The organism is Arthrobacter liuii, assembly GCF_014639275.1.
Lineage (GTDB): Bacteria > Actinomycetota > Actinomycetes > Actinomycetales > Micrococcaceae > Arthrobacter > Arthrobacter liuii.
Genome location: NZ_BMFW01000002.1, coordinates 185,955 through 209,862, shown reverse-complemented (window position 1 = coordinate 209,862; position 23,908 = coordinate 185,955). Strand labels below are relative to the sequence as shown.

Genomic DNA, 23,908 nt, shown 5'->3' with positions numbered 1-23,908 from the left:
ACGGCGGGCTGCGGCGATGATGGCCGCCGTGGTGGAGGGCCGCGGCTACTTCCCGGTCAGCTCCGCGTGCAGTTTCCGGACCCGCGCATTGATGTCATCCCGGACCAGGCGCATGCGCTCCATCCCTTCGATGCCGCGCTCGGAGGGTTCGTCCGTTTCCCAGATCTCGAACCTTTTCCCGGCCGGGGCCTCAAGCTTTGCTTCGGTACCCAGGATGATGACGGCGTCAACAGTGTCCAGGACCTCGTCCGTGACGGGCTTGGGGTGTTCACCGTTGATGTCGATGCCGAGTTCGGCCAGGGACTCTACCGCCTGCGGGTTCAGCGAGTTTCCGGGTTTGGTGCCTGCCGAGTAGACGGCCACGCCACCCTGGGCCAGCTGGTTCATCAGGCCGGCGGCGAGCTGGGACTTCCCGCCGTTCTTGCTGCAGACAAAGAGCACGGCCGGTGCCTTCTGCGTGCCGGGCGTTTCCTGGGTCATGAGTGCGTCGTCTCCTTTTGGGTCAGTTGATGCCGGCGCGGCCGCGTGCCAGGCCCGTGGGGTAGCCGACCAGCACGGGTTCCGGCGTGCCGCAGCAGCCGCCTGCGGTGGAGGACGACGGCGGGACGGCACCCGCCGCCGTCGTCATTCCAGCCGGCGCGGGGACATCGCAGCTGGTGCCGGCATCGGACGAACAGACGCCGGTCTCCGGAAGTTCGAGGTGCACGGTGTCGGCTGCTTCGTGGTCACCGGCGAGGGCGGCGACCACGGAGCGGACCTGTTCGTAACCGGTGGCCAGCAGGAAGGTGGGTGCGCGGCCGTACGATTTCATGCCCACGATGTAGAAGTCCTTGTCCGGGTGGGCCAGGAGCTTCGCCCCATGCGGGGGGACAGTGCCGCAGGAGTGGAATTCGGGGTCGATCAGGGGGCCGAGCTCCAAAGGTGCTTCGACAGCCGGGTCCAGGTTGAGCCGGAGCTCGCGCAGGATGTCCAGGTCGGGGCGGAAGCCGGTGCACGGCACGACGACGTCGGTGTCCAGGGTGCGGCCGTCAACCGCGCCAACGGCCACGCCGGAATCCAGGGCCTTGATCGAGGAGATTCCGAAGCCGGTGTGCAGCTCGATTTTGCCGGCCTCCACGAGCCGCCGGAGCCGGCCGCCCAGCTGGCCACGCGCGGGCAGCCCGTCCAAGTCGCCGCCGCCGTACACCTTCGCCGCGGACGCGCCCCGGACGGCCCACATGATGACGGTGTCCGGCTCTTCCTTGGCCAGGTCCGCCAGGTTGATCAGGGTGTTGGCGGCCGAATGCCCGGCGCCGACCACCAGGACACGGCGGCCGGCGAAGGACGCGCGGTCCCGGCCAAGGACGTCGGGAAGCGCCGTGGAGATCCGGTCCGCTGCGGCGTCCTCACCAATGGCGGGCAGGCCGGAGGTACCCAGCGGGTTGCGGCTGGACCAAGTGCCCGAGGCGTCGATGACCGCCGCGACGGTGTGGTCGCGGGTTTCGCCGTCCGCGTGTTCGACACGGACCGTGAAGGACGTGGTGTCGCGGTCCTTCACGTGGGTTTTGTCCAGGCCCTGCCGGGTCACGGCCACCACCCGGGAGCCGGTCTGCAGCCGCGAGGCGATCTGGGGAAGCGCGGCCAGCGGCGCCAGGTAGCGGTCGATGAGTTCGCCGCCGTACGGGAGCGCTGTGGGCCGGGGCGATTCCCAGCCGGACGCCTCGAGCAGGCGGAGGGCGGCGGCGTCCATGTTGAACCGCCACGGTGAGAACAGCCGGATGTGGCGCCATTGCCCGATGGCGGCGGCCGCCGTAGGGCCTGCTTCGAAGATGACCGGCTCCATGCCGCGTTCCAGCAGGTGTGCCGCCGCGGCCAGCCCCACGGGGCCGGCGCCGATCACGGCAACGGGAAGGCTCTTGCTCGAATCCATGCTGTCTTCTTTCGTAGGGTCTTAGGCGTGGGTTGGTTCTTCGACCAGGGCGGTGGCGATGCTGTCGGCATCCTCCAGGGCAGCGAGGTAGCGCTCGGCGTCCAGGGCCGCGGCGCAGCCCGTGCCGGCGGCGGTTATGGCCTGGCGGTAGCGGTGGTCCACGGCGTCACCGCAGGCGAAGACCCCGGCGAGGTTGGTTACCGTGGTGGGCGCATCCACCTTGATGTAGCCCTCCCCGTCCAGGTCCACCTGCCCGGCCACGAGTTCGGTGCGCGGCAGGTGGCCGATGGCCACGAAAATGCCGGTGGCGTCCTGGTGCCGGGTCTCACCGGTGACGGTGTCCGTCAGAGTGACGCCGGTGACCTTGGAATCGCCGTGAATGGCGGTGACGGCGGAGTTCCAGGCGAAGCGGATCTTGGGGTTGTCCTTGGCGCGCTGGGCCATGATGCGGGAGGCGCGCAGTTCGTCCTTGCGCACCACCAAGGTGACGGTCTTCCCGAAACGGGTCAGGAAAGTTGCTTCCTCCATCGCGGAATCGCCGCCGCCCACGACGATGATGTCCTGGTCGCGGAAGAAGAACCCGTCGCAGGTGGCGCACCAGGAGACGCCGTGGCCGCTGAACTTCTTCTCCTCGGGCAGCCCGAGTTCCTTGTACGCGGACCCGGTGGCCAGGATGATCGCCGGGGCCTCGTAGGTCTCCCCGCCGCCGGTGACCACGCGCTTGAGGTGGCCCTGCAGCTGGACGTCGGTGACGTCGTCGAACTGGACCTTGGCGCCGAACTTTTCCGCCTGCTGCTGCAACCCGTCCATCAGCTCCGGGCCCTGGATGCCGCCGGGGAACCCGGGAAAGTTTTCCACCTCGGTGGTGTTCAAGAGGGCACCTCCGGCGGTGATGGAGCCGGCCAGGACCAGCGGCGCCAGGCCGGCGCGGGCGGCGTAGATGGCGGCCGTGTACCCGGCGGGGCCGGACCCGATAATGATCAACTGTTCTTTACTCATGAATGTGTCCTTTGCTGGCGGTGCTACTGGGCGTCCGCGTGCTGCGCGGGCAGGAGTTCGGTGATCAGCTGTTCGATGCGGGCCTTGATCTCATCGCGGATGGGGCGGACGGCGTCGACGCCCTGGCCGGCCGGGTCCTCCAACTCCCAGTCCTCGTAGCGCTTGCCGGGGAAGATGGGGCAGGTGTCGCCGCAGCCCATGGTGATCACCACGTCCGATTCCTTCACAGCCTCCGTGGTGAGGACCTTGGGAATCTCCGCGGACATGTCGATGCCAAGTTCGGCCATGGCCTCGACGGCGGCGGGGTTGACCTTGTCGGCGGGCTGGGATCCGGCGGAGCGGACCTCCACAGCGCCGTTGGACAGGGTGGTGAGGAACGCGGCGGCCATCTGCGAGCGGCCGGCGTTGTGGACGCAGACGAACAGGACGGAGGGCTTCTTGGCGGTTTCGGTGCTCACTGGTATCTCCTGGGATCAGTTTGGGTGATGGGTGGAACAGTCTCTGCTGGGATCATCGCCCGGCACCTCATGCATCGCTCACAGGATATTGATGTTGATCGATATATGGAGTATCGGACGATAAATAGATGATTGTCAATATTTCGGAATGGCCGCCGTGCGATCAGGCTTTCCGATCCGCCTTCCCGGAACCGGGACGCCCGCGGCTCAGGCGGCGGTCAGCCTGGGTGCGAGGTCGTTGACGCGGTGGGTGATGTCGCTGAAGGCATCCTCAAAGGCTTTCTCGGTATTTCCGCGCAGGGGGTCCGGGACGGACCAGTGGATGCCGCGGAGGCCACTTAGTTCCTCGTGGGCGTTGTCGCAGACGGTGACGATAAAGTCCCCTTCCCCGGCCACCTGGTCGAGCTTCCGCGGGCGGCCCGAGAGGTCCAGGCCATGCCGGCGGGCGACGTCGACCGCCCCCTGGGCGATGCGCTCGGCCGGGTGCGTGCCCGCCGACGCCGCGGGGATCCCACTGACCTGCCGCCAGAGGGCGGTGGCCAGCTGGGACCGGGCGCTGTTGCGGGTGCAGACGAACAGGACGCGCACGGCCGGAAGCCCGGCACCGGGGGCGAGGCCGTCGAGGGCGCCTGCGGCGAGGCGGATATAGCTGCGCCTCCGGTCAGCTTCGGAGCGTCGGCGCGTTGCCAGCCCCGCGCCCTCCAGGGTCCGCAAGTGGTGTGCCAGCAGGTTGGAGGCCATGCCCAACTCCCCCTGCAGTTCCGTGGGGGAGAAATCGCCGAGGGTGAGCAGATCAACAATGCGCAGCCGCGCGGGGTCGGCAAGGGCTGCGTGCTTCGCCACCCTTGCCTGGAAGACGGCAGCTGGATCAGTTTTCATTGACTCAATTTTGACTGAGGTAACTTTGTGGGTCAAGCTTGGATTCATGATTTCGAACCAGCCACCCTTGTGGCGCCGTGCCGTCGCTGAGTTCCTCGGGACCAGCCTGCTCGTCATGATCGTCGTCGGCTCCGGGATTGCCGCGCAGCAGCTCTCCCCGAACGACGTGGGCCTGCAGCTGCTGCAGAACAGCACCGCCACCGTGCTGGGCTTGACGGTACTGATCCTCGTGTTCGGACCGATCAGCGGCGCCCACTTCAACCCGGCGGTCTCCCTTGTGGACTGGGTGCTGGGCCGGCGCAGCGGCACCGGCCTGACCCTGGCCGGGCTCGGCACCTACGCCGTCTCGCAGACGCTTGGCGCGATCAGCGGCAGCGTCTACGCGAACGCCATGTTCGAGGTGGGCACCTCCATCTCCACCAAGGACCGCGCCAGCAGTGGCCATCTGCTCGGCGAGGTGGTTGCGACCGCCGGGCTGGTCCTGCTGATCTTCACCCTGGCCGCCACCCAGCGGGGCGTCCTGGCCGCACCCGCCGTTGGTGCCTATATCGGCGCCGCCTACTGGTTCACGTCCTCGACGTCGTTTGCGAACCCCGCCGTGACCATTGGCCGCATTTTCAGCGACACCTTCGCCGGCATCGCACCGGGTTCCGTACCAGCCTTCATACTGGCGCAACTCGTCGGTGCAGCGGTGGGCGTGGGGCTGCTCCTTCTCTTGTTCCCGTCCGCGGGCCGCACCGCCGACGACGTCGTACTCCCGCATGAAGCCGGAAGGGTTGCCTCGTAGCGCCCGCAGCGGGCAGCCCTACATTGATGAATGTCAATATAGGCGCATAATGGGTACATGAAGCTGCTGCCCGTCCTCGAGCCCGTCACCGACGAATCGTGCTGCGTGCCGGCAGGAGCCCCCGTCCTGGGCGCCGATGAAGCAAGGCAGCAGGCCGTCGTCTTCAAGGCCTTGGCCGACCCCAACCGGCTTCGCCTGCTCTCCATCCTCAAAGCGGCATCCCCCGGCGCCACCTGCGTCTGTGACCTCACCGAACCGCTGGACCTGAGCCAGCCCACAGTGTCCCACCACCTGAAAATCCTGCTCGAAGCCGGACTGCTGCACCGGGAAAAGCGCGGCACCTGGGCCTACTTCTCGTTAATTCCCGGAGCTCTGGACAACGTAGCCGGCGTCCTGGCCGACCTTTGACCCGCTAACGTCAGGGAATCACCCGCCAAAGGTGAGCGGGCGTCGCGGCGGGAGGACGGGGGGCTCAGTAAGCTGGCAGCATGCCCGACCTTGCCGCCCTCGTGCCCACCCTCGTGGCCATCGCCATCCTGGCGGCAATCACGGTGGGCATCCTCTGGGGCTCGCGGACGCCGTCGTACCTCTCCCCTGCCCTTGCGGTCCTGCGCGGCGCGGCACAGCTGGCGCTCATCAGCCTGGTGCTGGGCGGCGTCATCTCCAACCCGGGATGGGTGGCGGTGGCCCTGCTGGTCATGTTCAGTGTGGCATCCGTGACGGCAACGCGGAGGCTCACATGGTCCTGGCGTCGCTTTGCCCTGGTGGCCGCCACCATGGCCGTCGGCATCCTGGTGACGGTGGCCATCATTTTTGGCACCGGTGCCATCGAGTTCGCCCCGCGGTACGTGCTGGCGGTGGGCGGGATCGTGATCGGCAATTCCATGACCATCGCCACCCTGGCCGGCCGCCGGTTTTTTGAAGCGGTGGTGGAACAGTGGGACCAGGTGGAGGGCTGGCTGGCCTTGGGCGCCACTCCGCGCCAGGCAACGCTGCTCCAGGCCCGGCAGGCGGTGCACTCGGCCTTGATCCCCTCCACCGACCAGACCAAGACCACCGGCCTGGTCACCCTGCCGGGCGCGTTCGTGGGCGCCATCTTCGGCGGCGCGTCACCCCTGGAGGCGGGCCGGTTCCAGGTGGTGGTGCTTGCCTCCATCATGGCGGCCGGGGCCATCACCGCCGTGGCGCTGATCCGGTCGCTGGGCAGCGTGAAGGTGCGTCCCGCGGCGCCCTGAGAACCCCGGGCGCCGCGAAAACCGCCGGTCAGCCCTGCTTGACCAGCGCCGCCTCGAGGTTGATCTTCACCTTGTCGCTGACCAGCACGCCGCCGGCCTTCAGGGCAGCATTCCAGGTCAGTCCGAACTCCTTGCGGCTGATCTCGGTCTCGGCGGAGAAGCCCGCCCGGGTGGCGCCGAAGGGATCCACGGCCACGCCGGTGAACTCCACCTCAAGCTCCACGGGCCGGGTCACGCCCTTGATGGTCAGGTCGCCGGTCAGGGTGTATTCCTCGCCGTCCCCTTCGATTTGGGTGCCGCGGAAGGCCATCTCCGGAAAGTGCTCCACGTCGAAGAAGTCAGCACCGCGCACGTGCCCGTCCCGGTTGGCGTCGCCGGAGTCGAAGCTGGCAGTGGATACCGTGGCGTGCACGGACGAGTCCGCCAGGGACTCCCCCACGCGCGCCTCCGCCTGGGCCTCCGTGAAGCGGCCCCGGACCTTGCTGATCCCGGCGTGGCGGACGCTGAAGCCGATCTCGCTGTGGGCCATGTCCAGGGTCCATGTCCCGGACGTAAGTTCCTGAGGAAGGGTCATTGTCATTCTCCTTGCTGGTAGGGCCTGGTTCTGGCAGGATGGCGGGCTCTGCTGCCCGCTACCGGCGCAAGCTATCGCGCCTCCTAAATATTCCCCATAAAACCCACATAAGTAACAGGGCCGGGTGAACCGGAAGGGAACTTCCGGCGTATACATAAGCGTGGCACTACGACTACTTACGGCACTGGCGTTGTTCATCGACGCCGGCGTTCATTTCTTCATGGCCCCGGGATACCAGTATGCGCAGCCGGGCACCATCAGCCAGGGCACCCTGTTCCTGCTCGAGGCGGCTGCGGCACTGGTGGCCGGCATCTACGTCCTGGTCCGCGGCAGCAGGGCTGCCTACGCACTGGCCCTGCTGGTCGCATTCAGCGCGTTCGCCGCCGTCATGCTGTACCGGTATGTGGATATCCCCGCAATCGGCCCCATCCCCGCCATGTACGATCCCGTCTGGTTCTTCTCGAAAACCCTCAGCGCCGTGGCCGAGGGCGCCGGAACCCTGCTGGCACTCGCAGGCCTGGTCCGCACAGGCCTCACCGCAAAGTACGACGCCGGCACCACGCTTCCAGCCGGGCGTCGCCGGCGGTGAGGATCACCGCAGCCGTTGTTAGCATGCGAGGGGAGGTGGGCGCATGACGGGCCGGGCAGCCGAACGGGTAGTGCCGGACGCAGTGGCCACCCTCGCCGGTTATGGGCTGGCGGCACTGTGGCTGCTGTCCCTGGCTCCGGCCCTCCTGGTTTCCCAACTGGCCGGGCTGGGCGCGGGTGCCGTTGTGGCCGGGGCCGCCGCCGGGTCCCTCCTGCGGCGCATCCCGCGCTTCTCAACACCGGCGGACCGCGTCACGCTGCTGCGGGCCGTCCTCATTGCGCTCTGCGCCGCACTGGCGGTGCCGCAACTGTTCACGGGGCCACGCGCGGACCTGCTCCTGCCAATCCTGGGCGGCGCCGCGTTCCTCCTGGACGGGCTCGATGGTGCTGTGGCACGGCGCACCGGTACGTCGTCGCCGGAAGGAGCCCGTTTCGACAGTGCCACCGACGCCGCCCTGGCCCTGGTCCTGTCCGTCGCGGCAGCCCCCGTCACTGGCCCGTGGACCCTGGCCATCGGAGGCATGTACTACACGTTCGTGGCCGCGGGATTCTTCCTGCCGCATCTCCGCGCTGCGCTGCCCGCGAGTGCTTCCCGCAAGGCGATCGGGGCGTTCCAGCCGTTCGCCCTGCTGGTGGCGCTGCTGCCCGGGATCCCGCTCGCCGCGGCAGTTGCAGCCCCGGCATCAGCCCTGGCGCTTCTTGTGTTTTCCTTCGCACGCGACGTGGTCCAGCTGGAAAGCCGCCACCGGGCAGTGCCCGCGGATGCGGAAGCCGGACTTAGCGCCCTGTAGCCACGTTCACTGCAGCCAGGTGCTCCAGGATGGCCGTGGCCACGGAACCGGGCCACTGGATCACACGCCCCGCTCGGCGGCCAGCCGCCCGGATTTTACCGCCTCCCCCAGCGCCGCGTGATCGGCTTCGGTTTGGTCCGCATAGGCCCTGGCCCAGTCCGCCATCGCATCGTCAAATTCCTCGCTGCGTCCCACGTACCCGAGGATGAAGGCGCTGTCAGTGCTCTGGGAGTGGGCCCGCGCCAGCAGCCAGCCGCACAAAACCCCGTAGTCCAGAGTCTCTTGGGCATTCATTTCCGCGAGCGTGAAGGAACCTTTCATGTCGCGAAACTGTCGGATGTAGAAGTCCCGCAGCTGGCCGTCGTCGCCCTTCACATCCTTAATCCAGCCCAGGAATGGATCGGACTGCGCCTGCAGAATCCGCTGCGCCCCGACCACTCGGAATCCTTGTCCGCGGGTGATCAGGTTCTTCTCTACAGGCGCCGGCGGGTGACGCAGGCGGCCGTGGGTTTCCAGGACTGACTTTCCGGCTTCCTTGGCCTGCAAAAACAGCGGCTCTCCCGCCGGACCTTCAAACAGGAGTACCCAGCTCCGGGTCCCCACGCTGCCGACACCCACGATCCGCCGCGCAAAGTCCACCAGACGGTACTGGCTCAGCAACAACGACGTATCGGGCCGGAGGGTGCCCCGATAGAGTTCGACAAGGTTCTCCAACAGTGCCGGATCTATCCCTGAGTGGCGGACTATCGGCGGTTGGTCAACAATCCTGGGTTCGCCTGACTCTGTGCTTGACGTCAGTTTGGCGAGGACCTGTTCAGAGGTTCGCTGGCGGGCCTTTCTCTCCTCCGTCCTGATTCGTTTGCGTGCCGCCGTCTGCTGCGCCGCGAGAAGTTCCGCGTCCGCTTGGAAGTAGTAGCGTTCGGTCGCGGTGTGGCTGTAGAGGGTCTTAAGCGCCTGGCGATAGCTGCGTATGCAGGACGTGACCGCCGTTCGACATTGTTCCTCCGTGTGGGAGCTGTTTCGCCCGTTCAACCAGATGCTCGCGGCGAGGCGTTTTACGTCCCATTCCCAGGGCGCCGGGTAGGCTTCATCAAAGTCGTTGAGGTCGAAGATGAGCCGCCGTTCAGGGCTGGCAAACAGACCGAAATTGGCCAGATGGGCGTCGCCGCAAGCGATCAGGCTGTGGCCGGTGACAGGGGAATCAGCCAAATCGTGCGCCATGACCGCTGCGGCGCCCCGGTAGAAGGAAAACGGCGTCTCCAGCATCCGCCCCACGCGGACCGGAATAAGGTCCGGGACTCGGGTGGCGTGCTGACCTTCAAGGATTCCGACGGGGTCCCGCTCCGGCAACCGGAGTGTCCCGAACTCCCGGCGCGGCAGGGCGGCCCGGGCCTCCCGCCCGGCGGCCTGGGCTCGGGCGATCGATTCCTTGTGAGCGGAGCCTGGCGGGGTCTTCACGGCCGGCCTGCGTTCCTGGGAAGCGGATGCCGGGCGCGGCGATCACAAGGGGTGGACAATTTCGAAATGTCTGTGGCGCGCATACCCGAATCGTCACACAGTCGCCGCCCCTCCGATAGGTCATTTGGACCTGATTAGGCCCGGCTTTCTGCGCACTGAACGGGGCTGGGCCACGGCTGGTCTCCGTTTCGAGTTGGGGCGGGGCTTCCGCCCGGCAGGGTACTTGGCTACGCCCGGGCGGCGAGGACTGCCGGCAGTTCGGGGAGGGCCGAAATGGTGACGTCCGGGGACTGGAAATACGACGGGTAACGGGCGCCGGTCCGGTTGATCCACGCTGTCCGCAGCCCGGCTTTAGCCGCCCCATGGATGTCCCAGGGGTGTACGGCGACCAGCAGCATCCCGGACGGATCCCCTCCGGATGATGTTGCTGCATACTCATACGCGGCCTTGGCCGGCTTCCAGGCAGGGGCGTCCTCCACGGAGAGGAGCAGCTCGAAGTTGCCCCTTATGCCGCCGGCAGCCAGCAGCCTGTCCGTATTGGCCGCCGCGCCGTTGGTCAGGGTGACCAGCCGGTGCCCGGCTGCGGCCAGGGCCCGGATGCCGTCCGGGACGTCCGGGTGAAGGGAAAGATTCTGCATGGCAGCCATGACGCGTTCGACGGCGGTGTCCAGGCTTCCGGAAATCCCTTCGGCTGCCAGCACGGTGCGGAGGGCATCGGCGCCGATGGCGGCGAAGGACTCCTTGCCGCCGCTGGCGGTGAGGGCGAATCCGTCCCGCAGGAGCGTGGCGAACCAAAGTTTGGCCAGCTCGCGGGGTGCCCCGACCTGCACAAATGCTTCGCCGAGCGGGCCCATGTCGGACAGGGTTTCGTTGACGTCAAAAACAATGACCAGCGGTTCGGACATGATGTTTCCTTCCTGTTCAGGCTGCCAGCTCCCGGCGGGGCTGTGCGTTACTTGGCCGGGTACTTGTCGGACCGCAGGAACCGGGCCAGGTGCACGGCGTTGCGGGCAAGCCCTGCGTTGGTGGAGGCCACCGGCTCCGGCACCTTCTCAAGGTCCTTGAAGTCCACGGTCTGCATGGCCTCGCCCACCCAGTAGGTGCCGCCCTGGGCCGGGAGGCTGAAGCCGACGTCGTTCAGTCCCTGCATCAGGTCGGCAATGGTCTTGTGGGCCCCGTCCTCGTTTCCCACGACGGCAACCGTGGCGACCTTGCCGTACATGACTGGCCGGCCGTCGTCGTCCGTTTCCGACAGGTCGGCGTCCAGGCGCTCCATGACCTGCTGGGCAACACTGCAGGGATGGCCCATCCAGATGGGGGTGGAGATCACCAGGATGTCCGCGGCCAGGATCTTGGCGTGGATGGCGGGCCACTCATCGCCGTTGCCCATGTCCACCTGCACGCCGCGCTTGACGTCGTGGTCCACGATCCGCAGTGACTCCGTGGCCACCCCGTGGGTTTCCAGCTCCGCCAGGATGTGCTGGGCCATCAATTCGCTGCTGGACGGTGCCGGGGAGGGCGTGAGGGTACAGATCAGGGCAAGAGCGGACAATGCGGACATCAGCGGGGGCTCCCTTGGTTTTCTCTACGAAAATAGTCAGTCTACTTACTAGTAGCCCAGAACGGTACAGGCGGGAACGAATGGGAGGCTGCCGGGCCCGGAAGCCTCCCGACAAAAGCAACGCGGGGCCCCGCCTTTCCGGCGCGGCCCCGCGTTGTGGCTTGGCGGGCGTACTGCCTACTTCGTTGCGTCGCCCAAACTGGCCAGCGCCTTGCGAAGGCGCGTGCCGGCGTCGTCCGCCACCTCGTTGACCGCAGCGGCATCGCTGAGCTGCACCATGGTCTGCGGGTCGATGGCCTCCACGGTGGTTGCATCCGCACCCTTGTTCCGGCGGACCACCACGTTGCACGGCAGCAGCGCACCCATTTCGGGCTCGGCGGCCAGGGCGGGGTTGCAGGCGCCGAGGATGGTGTAATCCCCGACGGCGTCCGCGGCTTCGGGGCCAAGCTTGGCTTCGAAGGTGGACCGGACGTTGATCTCCGTGAGGATGCCGAACCCCTGGGCAGCCAGGGCCTCGCGGGTGCGCTCCAGCGCTTCCGCCCACGGGAGGGAAACAGTTGTGGCCAGCGTGTATGTCATGGTTCTCCTCGAGGTTGGGCGGGTGGGGCGTTAGGCGTTAGGCCAGGGAGAGGAACAGCTTTTCCAGGTCTTTGCGGTCCATGGTTTCGTCCTTCTGGACAATGCACTGCTCCAGCCCGGTGGCGATGATGGCGAATCCGGCCCGGTCAAGCGCCTTGGATACGGCCGCAAGCTGCGTGACCACGTCCTTGCAGTCCCGGCCTTCTTCAAGCATCCGGGTGACGGCGGCAAGCTGGCCCTGGGCGCGCTTGAGGCGGTTGATCACTGGCGTCAGTTCGGTTGGGTTCAGTTCCATGGGAGGCCTTCGTAGTTAGGGTCGATTGCCCTCAACTATATACCCCCATGGGTGTTTTGACTACCCCCAGGGGTATCTGCAATACTCGGTGGGGTATCCACCCGACCCCTTCCGAGAGGCCACTCATGACTTCCCCTTCCGCCGTTACCGCACTCGCCCCTCAAGCCCTCCAGTCCTGGTTCAAAGAGCACCAGGACCTCATGGTGATCGATGTGCGGTCCGCCGCTGAATTCGAATCCATGCACATCCGCGGCTCCTACAACGTGCCGCTCCCCCTGCTCTCCGAGCACACCGGAGACCTCGCTGCCCGGCTTGGTTCCCGCGTGGTGCTGGTATGCCAGTCCGGCGTTCGTGCCGAGCAGGCGCGCCAGCGCATGGCAACCGCCGGACTTGACACCGCCTACGTGCTGACCGGCGGCGTTCCCGGCTTCGCTGCCGCCGGCGGCGACGTGGTCAAGGGCAAGGGCCGCTGGGACCTGGAGCGCCAGGTCCGCCTGGTCGCCGGATCCCTGGTGATGCTGGGCCTGGCCGGGGGCAAGTTCGTCTCCCCCAACCTGCGCATGCTGGCCGGCGCCATCGGCACCGGGCTGACGTTCTCGGCTGCCACCAACACCTGCGCCATGGGCAAGGCGCTCTCCGCCATGCCGTGGAACAAGGCTGCCAAGGAACCCACCCGCGAAAGCGCCATCCTGCAGCTTCCCGTCACGGCAGCTGAAGAGGACGCCGCGGCATGATTCCCGCCCTGGGCCTGGGGCTCGTCGTCGGAATCGTCCTGGGCGTCGTGGGCGGCGGCGGCTCCATCATCGCCGTTCCAGCCCTGGTGTACGGGGTGGGCATGAGCCCGGCCCAGGCAATTCCCACGTCGCTGCTGGTGGTTGGCGTATCCTCGCTGGCCGCCCTGCTGCCCCGGGTCCGGGAGGGCCTGAACTGGCCCGTCATCGCCCTGGTGGGAGGCGCCGGAATCCCGGCAGCCTGGGCCGGTGCGGCGGTGGGAAAGATGCTCGACCCGAACATCCTGATGCTGGCATTCGCCGCAATCATGGTGGCCGCCGGCATCCGGATGCTCATGAAGCCCAAGGAAACCGAGGGGTCCTGCAGCACGGGGCCGCACCGGGCGTTCCGGTCCTGCGCCCCCAAGGCCGTAGGGGTGGGACTGCTCGTGGGGTTCCTCACCGGACTCCTCGGCGTGGGCGGCGGCTTCCTCATCACGCCCGCGCTCACCATCTTCCTGGGGCTGCGCATGAAGCAGGCAGTGGGAACCTCCCTGGCGATCATCGTCGTCAACTCCGCCGCCGGGTTCAGCGCCCACGCCGCCGGCTACACCATCGACTGGGCCACCACCCTGGCATTCGCCGTTCCCGCCATCCTGGGATCCGTCGTCGCCGCCCGGCTGGCCCGCCGCCTGCAGGACAAGCACATCCGCATCTCGTTCGCGGTACTGATCTTCGCCGTCGCGGCGTGGGTCACCGCCGGCACGGTCACCGCCTGACCCACCAAGAGGAGCACACCATGGGACTGATCAATTCCCTCAAGCAGGCCTTCAGCAAGCCCTACAAAACAATATCCGTTGCACAGGCCAAGGACCTCCTGGGCTCCGGTGCCACGCTCATCGATGTCAGGTCCGCCCAGGAATGGCGGACCGGCCGGGCGCCGCAGGCAAAGCACGTCCCCCTGGACCGGCTGCAGGCCAGCACCGCAGGGATCCAGAAGGCACGCCCCGTCATCGCCGTCTGCGCCTCCGGGGTGCGGTCCGCTTCCGCAGCCCGCCTGCTCGCCGCCCAGGGCTACGACGCCTACTCGGTGCGCGGCGGCATGGCCGCCTGGCGCCAGGCCGGCGAACCCGTCCGCTAGCAACTGCCCAACCACACCCGACCAACCACTTCGAAGGAGAAAACCATGGCTGAGATCACCATCACCGAAACCGAACAGCGCCGCTCCACCGCCCGCATCCTGGATGTCCGCGAGGACTTCGAGGTTGCCGAAGGCATGATCCCCGGCGCCCTGCACATCCCCATGGGACAGCTGCAGGCGCGCCTGGGAGAACTGGACCCGGCCGTCCCCGTCATCGCCGTGTGCCGCAGCGGCAACCGCAGCGCCGCCGTCGCCGAGGCCCTTACCGGCGTCGGCTACAAGGCAGACACCATGGCCGGCGGCATGACCGCCTGGACCCGCGCCGGCCTGCCCACCATCTAAGCCGCGCCGCAGCGCAACCACACCCACCCTCCCGAAAGGACACGAAAGACCATGGCAACCATCGACATCACCCAGCAAACCTTCGCCCAGACCCTGGAGGACAGCAACATCGTCTTCGTCGACTTCTGGGCGGCCTGGTGCGGCCCCTGCCGCATGTTCGCCCCCACGTACGGCGCCGCCGCTGAACGACACCCGGACATCACCTTCGCCAAGGTGGACACCGAAGCCGAACAGGCCCTCGCCGCCGCAGCGAACATCACCTCCATCCCCACCCTGATGGCCTTCAAGGACAAGACCCTCGTCTTCGCCCAGCCCGGGGCGCTCAACGCCACCGGACTCGAAGAAGTCATCCGGGACGTCAAGAACCTGGACATGGACAAGCTCCGCGCCGAGGCCGGGCACCAGCACGCCTGACACAGTGCCGGGCACGCAGCAGTTCAGCACGGTCACGGCCGATGAACTGGCGGCAGTATGGCCATGCGCCACCCTGGTGGACGTCCGGAGCCGGGAAGAGCATGCCACCGCGCACGTACCGGGCAGCCTCAACATCCCCTTGGACGAGTTGCCCTCCCGGCTCGCGAACCTGCCCAACAGCACGGTTGTTTACCTGCTGTGCGGGTCGGGAAAACGCAGCAGCCAGGCCGCACGTATCCTCACAGACCTCGGATACCACGCCGTCAACGTGGCCGGCGGGATCACCGAGTGGTACCGCTCAGGCCATCCGGTCACCTACGGGCAACCGCAAGCAGAGCCACCCCCGAAGGGAAATGGCCGCGCGCTTACCAACCTTTTGAACCTGTTCCGCAAGGGACGCCGCACGAAATTGCCCTAGCCGCAGTCCACTTGCGATATACCCCCGGGGGTATCTATACTGGACTCAGCTAACCCTCCCAATCCCCTTTCAACCGAAGGAGCGCACCAGATGCTTATCGAGCGCATTTACGACGAAGACCTTGCCCAGGCCAGCTACCTGATCGGCTGCCAGGCCAAGGGCGAAGCGATCGTGGTGGACGGCCGCCGCGACGTCGCCGTCTACCAGGAGCTTGCCGCCAAGAACGGCATGAAGATCGTTGCCGTCACCGAAACCCACATCCACGCCGACTACCTCTCCGGCACCCGCGAACTGGCAGCCGCCACCGGCGCCAAGATCTATGTCTCCGGCGAGGGCGGGCCGGACTGGCAGTACGGATTCGACGGCGAGCGGCTTTACGACGGCGACACCATCGCCTTGGGCAACATCAGCATCAAGGCGGTCCACACCCCGGGCCACACTCCTGAGCACCTGTCCTTCCTGGTAACCGACGGCGCGTTCAGCGACAAGCCCGGCTACCTGCTCTCCGGGGACTTCGTCTTCTCCGGCGACCTGGGCCGCCCCGACCTGCTGGATGAAGCAGCAGGCGGCGTGTATACCCGCTTCGCTGGTGCCAAGCAGCTCTTCGCCAGCCTGCGGGACAAGTTCCTCACGCTGCCGGACTACGTCCAGGTCCACCCGGCCCACGGCGCAGGCAGTGCCTGCGGCAAGGCACTGGGCGCCATCCCGTCCTCCACGGTGGGCTACGAGCGCCTCTACGCCTGGTGGGGCCCCTACCTGGCCGCCAACGACGAGCAGGGCTTCATCGACGAACTCCTGGACGGCCAGCCCGACGCCCATGCCTACTTCGGCCGCATGAAGCGCGAAAACCGTGAAGGCCCGGCTGTCATGGGCGAACGCACCCCGCTGCCCGAGCTCTCCACCGACATCGTTGCTGCAGGCCTGGCGGAAGACACCCTGACCTTCATTGACACCCGCTCCAACGGCGAGGTCCACGAAGGCACCGTGGCACGGTCCCTGAACGTTCCCGCCGGCAAGTCCGTGGCCAGCTACGGCGCCTGGGTGGTCAACCCGGAGACCGACAAGAACCCGCTGGTGCTCCTGGCCAAAGACCAGGAACAGGCCCAGGACATGTGGGACCACCTGGTCCGCGTGGGCATCGACAACGTGGCCGGCTACCTCACCGGCATCGAGGGGCTGCCCACCTTCACCCCCAAGCTGATCCAGCCGGAGGAACTCGACGGTTTCGACGCCGCCATGGTCCTGGACGTCCGCAACAAGACCGAGCACACGGCCGGGCACGTCCCGGGCTCGTACCAGCTCAGCGGCGGCCGGGTCATGTGGCACCTGGATGAACTCCCCGCCGGCGGCACCATCGTGTCCTACTGCCAGTCGGGCGTACGGAACTCCGTAGCTGCCAGCGCCCTGCGCCGTGCCGGGTACGACGTCGTCGAACTCGATGGCAGCTACGCCGCGTGGAACTCCTGGCAGAACAGCGTCCCCGCTGCCTAACCAGGCCTGACCACCCCAAGACCGCCCGGGCATGACCCCCCTCCTGCCCGGGCACCCCGGCCCGGGCGCGCCCCCACGCGCCCGGGCCACCTCACGCCTACCGAAAGAAGCACCTAATGCGGCCCAACACTTCAACCCCCAGGACCGCCAGTCCCGCCGGTCCAGTGCTGGGACTGCGGCAGAACCTGGCCCAGTTCATGCTGCTGGTGGCCGTCAACGCCCTGGTGGGCGGGACCCTGGGCCAGGAACGCACCGTCCTGCCCCTGCTCGCGTCCCAGACCTTCCACCTTGACCTCTACACGGGCGCACTCACGTACATCCTCGCTTTCGGCCTGTCCAAGGCCGCGATGAACTATTTCGCCGGCACGCTCTCTGACCGGTACGGCCGGAAACCGGTCCTCATCGCGGGCTGGCTGGCGGCGGTGCCCGTCCCGCTGATGCTGATCTTCGGCCCGTCCTGGGGCTGGATCGTTGCGGCCAACGTGCTGCTGGGCATCAGCCAGGGGCTGACCTGGTCCACCGCGGTGATCATGAAAATGGACCTCGTGGGCCCCAAGCAGCGCGGCCTGGCCATGGGCTTCAATGAGGCCGCCGGTTACCTGGGCGTGGCCGTCACGGCGCTGGCCACCGGCTACCTCGCCACGGCCTACGGCCTCCGCCCTGCCCCCTTCCTCCTGGGCGCCGCGTACATCGCACTCGGCCTGGGCCTGACGGTCCTGGCCGTCCGGGAGACCCACCACCATGCCAAGACCGAGGCGTCCCGGCACGCCGCCGCCCACGACGGCGCGCACGCCGGCCTCACCACCGGCCAGGTGTTCACCCTCACCAGCTTCAAGGACCGCTCCCTCTCGGCCGCCAGCCAGGCCGGCCTGGTGAACAACCTCAACGACGGCCTGGCCTGGGGCCTCTTCCCGGTCCTGTTCGCCGCTGGCGGGCTGAGCCTTGGCCAGATCGGCATCCTGGCCGCCGCCTACCCTGCGGCATGGGGTGCCGCCCAACTGGTCACCGGCGCTGCGTCCGACCGGTGGGGCCGCAAGTGGTTCATTACGGCCGGCATGCTGGTCCAGGCCGTGGCACTGGCAGTCGTGGCCTCGGTCCACAGCTTCGGGCCATGGCTTGCCGCCGCCATCCTCCTGGGCCTGGGTACCGCCATGGTCTACCCCACCCTGCTGGCCGCCATCGGCGACGTGGCCCACCCGGCCTGGCGGGCCCGTTCGGTGGGCGTTTACCGGCTGTGGCGCGACGGCGGATTCGCCGTGGGTGCCCTGCTGTCGGGAGTGCTCGCGGACCTCTACGGCATTCCCGCCGCCATCGCCGCCGTCGCAGTTCTCACCGCGGCCTCCGGCGCCGTCGTTGCCGTGCGGATGCGCGCCAGCGACCACGCGGCGCAATAGGGTCGGGGCACCCTGCGTTACCCTCCCGGGGCAACGAACCGCCGGATCTCCTCTGCCATCCGCCTGGACTGGGTCCAGTGCAGGTAATGCCCGCCCTCCAGCGGCACCACCTGATGCCGGGCGACGTTCTTCAGCAGGCCCGGCGCCAGCGTGGCCACCTCAAGGACCACCAGCGCCGCGATGCCAAGGCGGCGCGGCCAGCGCCTTGGTCCCCTGCGGGGTTTCACCCGTGCCCGGCGACGTACGTGACCAGCCCGTCAACCGTTGCCACCGCGGGGTAGTCGGCCTCCGGGATGTCCACGCCGGTGGTTTCCGCGATGACCTGCACCAGGCGGAGGAAATCCAGCGAGTCCAGCTCCAGGTCCTGGCGCAGCCTGGCGCCGCCTTCCAGGTCTTCGGGTTCGACGTCGGGCGCGACTTTGCCGATCGCCGCCCCCACCGCCTGGCGTGCGTCCTGATCGTTCACGGTTCCTCCTAGGCCCTGGCAGGTTTCACAGATTTTCGGGTGCCTGCAGCAGTTCGTCGATGCGGGCCAGGAAGCGTCCCCCGCGCAGCCCGTCGCTCACGCGGTGGTCCGCCGACAGAGTGGCGGTGGCGGCGTGCCGGATTCCGAGCATTCCGTTGTGCGCCCATGGTTGTTCCAGGACCTTGCCGAAGCCCACCATGGCCACCTGCGGCGGGTAGATCACCCCGTACACGCTTTCCACGCCGAGGTCGCCCAGGTTGGTCACGGTGATAGTGGGATCGGCCATCTCGGCACGCTGCAGCCGGCCTGCCCTGGCGCGGCCCACCAGGTCGCGCAACTGGTCCATGAGCTCGTCCAGCGTCAGGGTGTCGGCGTCGTGCAGGGCCGGGGCCACGAGTCCGCCGTGCCGCAGGGCCACCGCCACGCCCAGGTGCACCCCGCTGCTGGGCTGGAAGGCGCCCTTGGTGAAGAAGCCGTTCATGTCCGGCACCTCCTTCGCCGCGAGCGCCGTGGCCTTCAGCAGCAGGGCAGACGGCACCAGCCGCGACGACACCGGCCGCTGCTGGTTCGCCGCCTGCATCCACGCCATCGCCGCTGCCAGGTCAAGGGTGGTGGACAGGTAGTAGTGGGGAATCTCCTTCTTGGACCGGGACATCAGCGCCCCGATCGCCTGCCGCAGGCTTTCCGCCTTGCCGCCAACCGCCGTCGGCCGCTGGCGCTTGGGCGCTTCCTCCAGAGGGACCCCGGGTTCCGGTGTGTGAGCATCCGACGGCGGTGCTTCCGCCGCTTCGTCCGTCTGCGGCTTCTTTGGCGGGACGCCGGACAGTACGTCCTCCTCGGTCACCGCTCCGCCGGGGCCGGTGCCCGCAAGGCCCGACAGGTCCACGCCGAGTTCAGCGGCCAGCCGCCGGGCCAGCGGCGATGACCGCACCCGGCGGGCCTCGGCAGGTGGGGACGGCACTTCGGTCGCCCGCGCTTCGACATGCCGCTCCCCGGCGCCGGACGCTTCAGCGGCGCGTTCGACGTCGTCCCTGGTCACTTCGCCGTCATCGCCGCTTCCGCTGATGCGTCCGACGTCGACCCCCAACGTGTGCGCCAGGTGCCGGACCGGCGGTGAGATCTTCGCCGACGGCTCCGCATGGCCGCCCTCCGCGCCCAGGTGAGCGGGCGTTGGCGCTTCGGTTGCCAAAGGTGAGCGGGCGTCGGGGGAAAGGGTGCCGGAAGTGAGCGGGGGTGCAGGGGGTTGGGGTTGGGATGGCGGGAGTTCGGCGGGGGTGGCGGTGATCCGGGCAATCGGCGTGCCCACGTCCACGGTGTCGCCGATGTCCACCAGGAATTCGGCCACCACGCCTTCCTGGAACGACTCGATGTCCATCACGGTCTTGTCGGTGTCCACGGCCGCCACCAGGTCGCCCTTGTGGACGTAGTCCCCCGGCTTGACCAGCCATTCCACCACCTTGCCGTGCTCCATGTCCGCGCCCAGGGACGGCATCCGAAAGTCAGCCATTGGCCCCCACGGCCCTTCGCGCGGCGGCCATGACCCGCCCGACGGACGGCAGCGCGGCCTCTTCCAGGTGTTTGGCGTACGGAACGGGCACCTCCAGGCTGCACACCCGTTCCACGGGGGCGTCGAGGTCGAAGAAGGCCAGTTCACAGATCCTGGCCGCGATTTCCGCGGAGATGCTGCCGCTGCGCCAGCCTTCGTCCACCACCACCGCCCGGTGCGTGCCGGCCACGCTGTCCAGGATGGTGTGCGTGTCCAGCGGACGGAGGGTGCGGAGGTCGATGACGTCGGTGTCGATGCCCTCTTCGGCCAGCTGGTCCGCGGCGGCCAGCACCAGGGGCAGGGTGCCGCCGTAGGTGATGAGTGTCAGGGACTCCCCGGTTCCGTCCGCGTGGCGGAGGAGTGCTGCCTTGTCGACGTCGACGGGCCCGGCGTCGTCGTCGAGGTCCCCTGCCATGTTGTACAGCGAGCCGTGCTCGAAAATCAGCACCGGGTCAGGGTCCTGCAGCGCGGTCCACAGCATGCCGCGGGCGTCGGCCAGGGTGGCAGGGGTCAGGATCCGCAGCCCCGGTATGTGCGCGTACCAGCCTTCGAGGCTGTGCGAGTGCTGGGCGCCCAGCTGCCGACCGGCGCCGGTGGTCATCCGGATCACGATGGGGACGTTGAACTGGCCGCCGGACATGTGCAGCAAGGTGGCGGCGTTGTTGATGATCTGGTCCAGCGCCAAAAGGCTGAAGTTCACGGTCATGATTTCCACGACGGGCCGCATGCCGCCCAGCGCCGCCCCGATCCCGGCGCCCACGAACCCTGATTCGGAGAGCGGCGTGTCGCGGATCCGGTCCGGTCCGAATTCCTCCAGCAGGCCCAGGCTGACGGCGAAGCTGCCGCCGTACCGGCCCACGTCCTCGCCCATGAGGAAGACCCGCTCGTCGCGCTGCATGGCGTCGCGGAGGGCCGCGCGCATGGCTTCACGGTACGTTGTTTTCATCCTTCGGCCCCGCCTTTCCCTGATCTCGTATCCCGCTCCGCCGTGCCGCCGTCGCCCGTGTAGCCGCCGTCTTCCGCCCGGTCGCTGTAAACGAACCGGCTGAGTTCTGACACCGGTTCCGGCGTCCCGTTTTCGGCGAATCCGACCGCGGTGCTGATTTCCGCGTCCACGTCCGCCTGCAGTGCTGCCCAATCCTCCTCCGGCAGCTGCCCAGCCTCCTGCATGGCGCCCTGCAGGAGACTGATGGGATCCCGTTCCATCCACTGGGCCACCTCGGATTTCTCCCGGTACAGCTCGGGATCGAACATGGAGTGGGCGCGGAACCGGTACGTGCGCAGCTCCAGGAAGTGCGGCCCGCCGCCGGACCGCACGGCGTCCACGGCCCGGCCGGCGGCTTGCTCGACGGCGAGCACGTCCATGCCGTCCACCGCCCACGCCGAGATCTCGTAGGCGGCGGCCTTGAGGGCAATGTCCGTCTGGGATTCGGAACGGCCCAGGGCGGTACCCATGGCGTAGAGGTTGTTTTCGCAGCAGAAGAGGACCGGCAGCTGCCACAGCGCGGCCAGGTTCATGCTTTCGTGGAACTCGCCTTCGGCCACCGCGCCTTCGCCGAAGAAACAGACGGTCACCCGCTGGCGCCCGGCCATCCGGTCCGCGAGCGCCAGGCCGACGGCGAGTGGCAGCCCGCCTGCCACGATGGCGTTTCCGCCGTAGAAGCGGGTGGCGGCGTCGAAGAGGTGCATGGAACCGCCGCGGCCCCGGCAGCAGCCCTCGGCGTGGCCGTACATTTCGGCGAGGATGGCACCTGCGGAGACGCGGCGCAAAAGGGCGTGCCCGTGTTCCCGGTAGGTGGCCACCACCGCGTCCTCCGGCGCCAGGGCTTCCATCACTCCGGCGGCCACGGCCTCCTCGCCGATGTAGACGTGCAGGAAGCCGCGGATCTTGGCGGCGCTGTAGAGCTCGATGCATTTTTCCTCGAGCCGGCGCACCCTCAGCATCTGCCGCAGCAGGTGGCCGGCGTGCTCCGCGTCCGTGACGCCCTGGTTCTTGAGGGTGCTCATGGCCTGTCCTGCAGCGCCACGGCAGGTCCTGCCGGGGATTCCAGTGTTGAGGTATCGCCTTCCGGCAGCCCGAGTTCGCGGGATTTCAGGAGCCGGCGCAGGATCTTGCCGCTGCGCGTCTTGGGGAGGGTGGAGGTGAAGTCGAGCAGCCTGGGCGCGACGGCGGCGCCCAGCCGTTTCCGGGCGAAGCCGATGATCTCCAGCTGGAGGTCCTCCGTGGGCTGATGGCCGGGCTTGAGTTCCACGAAGGCCTTGACCACTTCGCCGGCCACCGGGTCCGGCACACCGATCACGCCCGCTTCGGCCACTGCCGGGTGCTCCATGAGGCAGCTTTCCACTTCGAAGGGGCCGATCAGGTGGCCGGAGGACTTGATCACGTCGTCGCCGCGGCCAACGAACCAGAAGTAGCCGTCGCCGTCGCGCTTTGCCAGGTCCCCCGTGAGGTACCAGCCGCCGGCGAAGCAGCGCCGGTAGCGCTCCTCCTCGTTGAGGTAGCCGCGGAACATGGACGGCCAGCCGGGGCGCAGCGCCAGCTCGCCCATGGCGTCGGGCTCGGTGACCAGGACCGCCTGGCCGTCCTTCACGACGGGTTTGCCGTCGGCGTCCCTGGCCACGAGGGCCGCCTCGATGCCGGGCAGCGGCCGGCCCATTGAGCCGGGGCGGATGTCCATGGCGGGGTAGTTGGCGATCATGATTCCGCCCGTCTCGGTCTGCCACCAGTTGTCGTGCACCGGCAGGCCCAGCACGTCCTGTCCCCACACCACCGCTTCCGGGTTCAGCGGCTCCCCCACGCTGGCGATGAAGCGCAGCGCGGAAAGGTCGTGCCCGGCGGCTCGTTCGGCGCCTGCCTTCATGAGCATCCGCAGTGCCGTGGGGGCGGTGTACCAGACCGTGACGTGCTGCTGCGCGAGGATCCGGTACCAGCGGTCCGCGTCCAGTTCCTCCTCATCCACGATGGCGGTGACACCGTGCACCAGCGGCGCGATGATGCCGTAGGACGTGCCGGTCACCCAGCCGGGGTCGGCGGTGCACCAGTAGACGTCATCGGGGTGCAGGTCCAGCGCGAAGCGGCCGGTGGCGTAATGGGCGGCGACGGCGTCATGGACGTGGATGGCACCCTTCGGCGCGCCCGTGGTGCCGCTGGTGAAATGCAGCAGGGCCATGTCCTCCGGCTGCGTGTCAGCGATGTCATGCCCCGGTGGCGCGTGGCCTTGCTGGGGAGCCTGCGCCAGGAGCTCTGCCAGGTCCAGGGTTCCGGGCTCCGGGTTGCCGCCGGCGTCCACCAGCAGGACGTAGCGGAGTTCGGGCAGGGAGTCCCGCACCGGTGCCACCTTTTTGCGGTAGAGCGCCTTGGTGGTCACCAGCACCCGGCCGGCCCCAAGGTGCAGCCGCTGCCGCACGGGTTCGGGGCCAAAGGCTGAAAAGAGCGGGCAGAAGACGCTGCCGTTCCTGAAGGTGCCCAGCACCGCGACATACAGTTCGGGGCTGCGGCCCAGGAGTGAAAAGACCCGCTCGCCGCGCCCCACTCCCAGGTTCTTGAGCACTGCCGCGAACCTGCTGGTTTGGCCGGCAAGGTCGACGTAGCTCAGGGACCGGGTGCCGCCGTCGGCCTTGACAAACCGCAGGGCCTCCTTGCCACCGTGGCCTTCCGCCACGTGGCGGTCCACGGCCTCGTAGGCGATGTTCAGGCCCCGGCCGCCGGGCAACCCGGCCAGCTCCTGCCGTGCCTGGTCCCAGCTGAAGTCCCGCCGGGCGGCGCCGTAATCCAGCAGGTTGGGCTGCACCGGGAAGGCGGCCACGTCCTTGGTGATGGCAGGCCAGCGGGTGGAACCCTCAACTCCGGTGGTCATGGTGCTCCTCTGGTAG

The 23,908-nt window shown here is 68.1% G+C and carries 30 protein-coding genes; 13 read left to right on the top strand and 17 right to left on the bottom strand.

Features of this window, described 5'->3' with window-relative positions:
- Positions 1-45: 45 nt before the first annotated feature.
- The 5 genes from IEW19_RS02960 to IEW19_RS02940 form a co-directional block, all read right to left on the bottom strand.
- Positions 46-480, bottom strand: coding sequence for an arsenate-mycothiol transferase ArsC (locus IEW19_RS02960; protein WP_188570193.1), 435 nt, complete (start codon positions 478-480; stop codon positions 46-48).
- A 22-nt stretch (positions 481-502) separates the two neighbouring features.
- Complete coding sequence (locus IEW19_RS02955; protein WP_188570192.1) at positions 503-1,909, bottom strand: FAD-dependent oxidoreductase; 1,407 nt, start codon at positions 1,907-1,909, stop codon at positions 503-505.
- A gap of 21 nt (positions 1,910-1,930) precedes the next feature.
- Complete coding sequence (gene trxB / locus IEW19_RS02950) at positions 1,931-2,908, bottom strand: thioredoxin-disulfide reductase (RefSeq protein ID WP_188570191.1); 978 nt, start codon at positions 2,906-2,908, stop codon at positions 1,931-1,933.
- Positions 2,909-2,931: 23 nt separating this feature from the next.
- A complete protein-coding gene (locus tag IEW19_RS02945) occupies positions 2,932-3,366 on the bottom strand; it encodes an arsenate reductase ArsC (RefSeq protein ID WP_188570190.1) in 435 nt (144 codons plus the stop codon).
- 207 nt (positions 3,367-3,573) lie between these two features.
- Positions 3,574-4,245, bottom strand: a complete 672-nt coding sequence (locus tag IEW19_RS02940; protein ID WP_188570189.1) for an arsenate reductase/protein-tyrosine-phosphatase family protein — start codon at positions 4,243-4,245, stop codon at positions 3,574-3,576.
- Between the two features lie 46 nt (positions 4,246-4,291).
- Here IEW19_RS02940 and IEW19_RS02935 point away from each other — a divergent pair, with 46 nt between their 5' ends.
- From IEW19_RS02935 to IEW19_RS02925, 3 genes are all read left to right on the top strand, one after another.
- Positions 4,292-5,032, top strand: a complete 741-nt coding sequence (locus IEW19_RS02935) for an aquaporin (protein WP_188570188.1) — start codon at positions 4,292-4,294, stop codon at positions 5,030-5,032.
- Positions 5,033-5,089: 57 nt separating this feature from the next.
- Positions 5,090-5,440, top strand: coding sequence for an ArsR/SmtB family transcription factor (locus IEW19_RS02930; RefSeq protein WP_188570187.1), 351 nt, complete (start codon positions 5,090-5,092; stop codon positions 5,438-5,440).
- Positions 5,441-5,520: 80 nt separating this feature from the next.
- Positions 5,521-6,267: an ABC transporter permease gene (locus tag IEW19_RS02925; protein ID WP_188570186.1), complete on the top strand. Its 747-nt coding sequence runs from the start codon at positions 5,521-5,523 to the stop codon at positions 6,265-6,267.
- A gap of 28 nt (positions 6,268-6,295) precedes the next feature.
- Here IEW19_RS02925 and IEW19_RS02920 read toward each other — a convergent pair whose 3' ends face one another.
- Entirely contained in the window at positions 6,296-6,841 is a 546-nt protein-coding gene (locus IEW19_RS02920) for a YceI family protein (RefSeq protein WP_188570185.1), read from the bottom strand.
- Between the two features lie 160 nt (positions 6,842-7,001).
- On the opposite strand from IEW19_RS02920, the gene IEW19_RS02915 reads away from it, so the two are divergent.
- Together IEW19_RS02915 and IEW19_RS02910 are read left to right on the top strand one after the other, a co-directional pair.
- A complete protein-coding gene (locus IEW19_RS02915) occupies positions 7,002-7,430 on the top strand; it encodes a hypothetical protein (protein WP_229748285.1) in 429 nt (142 codons plus the stop codon).
- A 43-nt stretch (positions 7,431-7,473) separates the two neighbouring features.
- Positions 7,474-8,220, top strand: coding sequence for a CDP-alcohol phosphatidyltransferase family protein (locus IEW19_RS02910; RefSeq protein ID WP_188570184.1), 747 nt, complete (start codon positions 7,474-7,476; stop codon positions 8,218-8,220).
- 60 nt (positions 8,221-8,280) lie between these two features.
- Here the strand turns inward: IEW19_RS02910 and IEW19_RS02905 are convergent, their stop codons facing one another.
- The 5 genes from IEW19_RS02905 to IEW19_RS02885 all read right to left on the bottom strand — a co-directional run bounded on the left by IEW19_RS02905 (position 8,281) and on the right by IEW19_RS02885 (position 12,113).
- Positions 8,281-9,678 carry a DUF2252 domain-containing protein gene (locus IEW19_RS02905; protein ID WP_188570183.1) on the bottom strand — a complete coding sequence of 466 codons (1,398 nt, stop codon included), beginning with the start codon at positions 9,676-9,678 and terminating at the stop codon, positions 8,281-8,283.
- 227 nt (positions 9,679-9,905) lie between these two features.
- A complete protein-coding gene (locus IEW19_RS02900; RefSeq protein ID WP_188570182.1) occupies positions 9,906-10,583 on the bottom strand; it encodes a haloacid dehalogenase type II in 678 nt (225 codons plus the stop codon).
- 47 nt (positions 10,584-10,630) lie between these two features.
- On the bottom strand, positions 10,631-11,239 hold the full coding sequence (locus IEW19_RS02895; protein WP_188570181.1) for a flavodoxin family protein: 609 nt from the start codon (positions 11,237-11,239) through the stop codon (positions 10,631-10,633).
- Positions 11,240-11,416: 177 nt separating this feature from the next.
- Positions 11,417-11,818 (bottom strand): DUF302 domain-containing protein, encoded by a 402-nt coding sequence (locus IEW19_RS02890; RefSeq protein WP_188570180.1) that lies wholly within the window; start codon positions 11,816-11,818, stop codon positions 11,417-11,419.
- Between the two features lie 37 nt (positions 11,819-11,855).
- Complete coding sequence (locus IEW19_RS02885) at positions 11,856-12,113, bottom strand: metal-sensitive transcriptional regulator (protein WP_043452296.1); 258 nt, start codon at positions 12,111-12,113, stop codon at positions 11,856-11,858.
- Between the two features lie 125 nt (positions 12,114-12,238).
- On the opposite strand from IEW19_RS02885, the gene IEW19_RS02880 reads away from it, so the two are divergent.
- The 8 genes from IEW19_RS02880 to IEW19_RS02845 all read left to right on the top strand — a co-directional run bounded on the left by IEW19_RS02880 (position 12,239) and on the right by IEW19_RS02845 (position 18,023).
- Positions 12,239-12,847, top strand: coding sequence for a rhodanese-like domain-containing protein (locus IEW19_RS02880; protein WP_188570179.1), 609 nt, complete (start codon positions 12,239-12,241; stop codon positions 12,845-12,847).
- A complete protein-coding gene (locus tag IEW19_RS02875; protein ID WP_188570178.1) occupies positions 12,844-13,602 on the top strand; it encodes a sulfite exporter TauE/SafE family protein in 759 nt (252 codons plus the stop codon). Before IEW19_RS02880 ends, IEW19_RS02875 begins: the two co-directional genes overlap by 4 nt.
- Positions 13,603-13,622: 20 nt before the next feature.
- Positions 13,623-13,964 (top strand): rhodanese-like domain-containing protein, encoded by a 342-nt coding sequence (locus tag IEW19_RS02870; protein ID WP_188570177.1) that lies wholly within the window; start codon positions 13,623-13,625, stop codon positions 13,962-13,964.
- A 45-nt stretch (positions 13,965-14,009) separates the two neighbouring features.
- Positions 14,010-14,306 (top strand): rhodanese-like domain-containing protein, encoded by a 297-nt coding sequence (locus IEW19_RS02865; RefSeq protein WP_188570176.1) that lies wholly within the window; start codon positions 14,010-14,012, stop codon positions 14,304-14,306.
- A 51-nt stretch (positions 14,307-14,357) separates the two neighbouring features.
- Positions 14,358-14,720 (top strand): thioredoxin, encoded by a 363-nt coding sequence (gene trxA, locus IEW19_RS02860; RefSeq protein ID WP_188570175.1) that lies wholly within the window; start codon positions 14,358-14,360, stop codon positions 14,718-14,720.
- A 4-nt stretch (positions 14,721-14,724) separates the two neighbouring features.
- Positions 14,725-15,138, top strand: coding sequence for a rhodanese-like domain-containing protein (locus IEW19_RS02855; RefSeq protein ID WP_188570174.1), 414 nt, complete (start codon positions 14,725-14,727; stop codon positions 15,136-15,138).
- 90 nt (positions 15,139-15,228) lie between these two features.
- Positions 15,229-16,629: an MBL fold metallo-hydrolase gene (locus IEW19_RS02850; RefSeq protein ID WP_188570173.1), complete on the top strand. Its 1,401-nt coding sequence runs from the start codon at positions 15,229-15,231 to the stop codon at positions 16,627-16,629.
- A gap of 116 nt (positions 16,630-16,745) precedes the next feature.
- Positions 16,746-18,023, top strand: coding sequence for an MFS transporter (locus IEW19_RS02845; protein ID WP_188570172.1), 1,278 nt, complete (start codon positions 16,746-16,748; stop codon positions 18,021-18,023).
- A 17-nt stretch (positions 18,024-18,040) separates the two neighbouring features.
- Here IEW19_RS02845 and IEW19_RS23310 read toward each other — a convergent pair whose 3' ends face one another.
- The 6 genes from IEW19_RS23310 to acsA are packed head-to-tail and all read right to left on the bottom strand — an operon-like array spanning position 18,041 to position 23,892.
- Entirely contained in the window at positions 18,041-18,250 is a 210-nt protein-coding gene (locus IEW19_RS23310; RefSeq protein ID WP_229748283.1) for a hypothetical protein, read from the bottom strand.
- Positions 18,247-18,489, bottom strand: coding sequence for an acyl carrier protein (locus IEW19_RS02835; protein ID WP_188570171.1), 243 nt, complete (start codon positions 18,487-18,489; stop codon positions 18,247-18,249). The genes IEW19_RS23310 and IEW19_RS02835 overlap by 4 nt, the downstream gene beginning before the upstream one ends.
- A gap of 25 nt (positions 18,490-18,514) precedes the next feature.
- Positions 18,515-19,996, bottom strand: a complete 1,482-nt coding sequence (locus IEW19_RS02830) for a dihydrolipoamide acetyltransferase family protein (RefSeq protein WP_188570170.1) — start codon at positions 19,994-19,996, stop codon at positions 18,515-18,517.
- The gene (locus IEW19_RS02825) at positions 19,989-20,981 is read right to left on the bottom strand and encodes an alpha-ketoacid dehydrogenase subunit beta (RefSeq protein WP_188570169.1); all 993 of its coding nucleotides are present in this window, start codon (positions 20,979-20,981) and stop codon (positions 19,989-19,991) included. Before IEW19_RS02825 ends, IEW19_RS02830 begins: the two co-directional genes overlap by 8 nt.
- Positions 20,978-22,042, bottom strand: coding sequence for a pyruvate dehydrogenase (acetyl-transferring) E1 component subunit alpha (gene pdhA, locus IEW19_RS02820; RefSeq protein WP_229748282.1), 1,065 nt, complete (start codon positions 22,040-22,042; stop codon positions 20,978-20,980). The genes IEW19_RS02825 and pdhA overlap by 4 nt, the downstream gene beginning before the upstream one ends.
- Positions 22,039-23,892: an acetate--CoA ligase gene (acsA, locus tag IEW19_RS02815; RefSeq protein ID WP_188570168.1), complete on the bottom strand. Its 1,854-nt coding sequence runs from the start codon at positions 23,890-23,892 to the stop codon at positions 22,039-22,041. Before acsA ends, pdhA begins: the two co-directional genes overlap by 4 nt.
- Between the last annotated feature and the right edge of the window lie 16 nt (positions 23,893-23,908).